1 protein-coding gene is annotated in these 1,000 nt (G+C 45.9%); it reads right to left on the bottom strand.

Features of this window, described 5'->3' with window-relative positions:
- A partial coding sequence (gene vmeY / locus R7070_RS26770; protein WP_318141599.1) for a multidrug efflux RND transporter periplasmic adaptor subunit VmeY occupies positions 1-891 on the bottom strand: 891 nt, incomplete at its 3' end.
- Between the last annotated feature and the right edge of the window lie 109 nt (positions 892-1,000).

The raw sequence follows: 1,000 nt of genomic DNA, 5'->3' as shown, positions 1-1,000 counted from the left end.
ATCTCGCGTATTCTTATCACGTAAGTTGACTTTGATGTGCTGGCCAGGAAGCAGTTTGTGTTCTGGGTTTGGCACCAACGCACGCATAGCAATCGTGCCTGTTTTGGTATCAATACGGTTACCCAAGAAATCAAGCTGACCTAGGTGTTCGAAAAACTGGCCGTTTTCTAGCTCTAGTTGCACTTCCACACCGTTCGACTCGGCCGAACCATCGCCTTTAATTCGATCCATGCCCATCGCTAAACGCTCACGTTCACTGACGCTAAACGAAGTGTGCACAGGATCTAGGCTCACGAGCGTCGTCAGCACACCTGAAGATGGAGAAACCAGATCACCAGTACTCACTTTTGTGTCGCTAATACGACCACTAAACGGCGCTCGGATTTGCGTGTACGAAAGGTTGACTTCTGCAAGTTTAAGCTGTGCATTCGCGGCTTCTAGTTCTGCACGCGCGCCTAGCAATGTTGCTGTCAACGCATCAAATTCCGATTGGGAGATGCTTCCACGAGGAAGCAGGTTTTTGCCGCGTTGGTGGTCAAGCTCTGCCTTTTTAAGCGAAGCTTTTGCTTGTGCTAACGCTGCTTTCGCACTTGCCACTTGTGCTTCAAAAGAAGAAGGTTCAATAGAATAAAGAAGCTGACCTTTTTCTACCATTTGTCCTTCTTCAAAATGACGAGCTTGTAAATAGCCTGAAATCTGTGCTGTGATATTGGTATCTTCTACCGCTTCAATGCGACCGATATATGATTTACTCGGTTGGTAGTCGATTACCGTGACATCCTGAGTTACGACAAGAGGCGCTTGGCTCTCTCTTTGGGCATTATTCGCTTCTCCGCATCCTGCAAGGATAGCTGTAGCCGCCATTAATGCGACAAGTGGTTTCTTTTGCATGTATTTACCGTCTTTATGGAACAGGATATTGTTGAAAACACACTAACCTTACAGACAGTAGATTCCGAATTCTCCTACATAAATTGCGTAAAATGTTTCTAAATGTAAT

Origin of the sequence: Vibrio sp. 1557 (assembly GCF_033340175.1) — a bacterium.
Classification (GTDB): Bacteria; Pseudomonadota; Gammaproteobacteria; order Enterobacterales; family Vibrionaceae; genus Vibrio; species Vibrio alginolyticus.
Note: the sequence above shows the minus strand (reverse complement) of the source record. Positions and strands in the feature narration are given on the sequence as shown.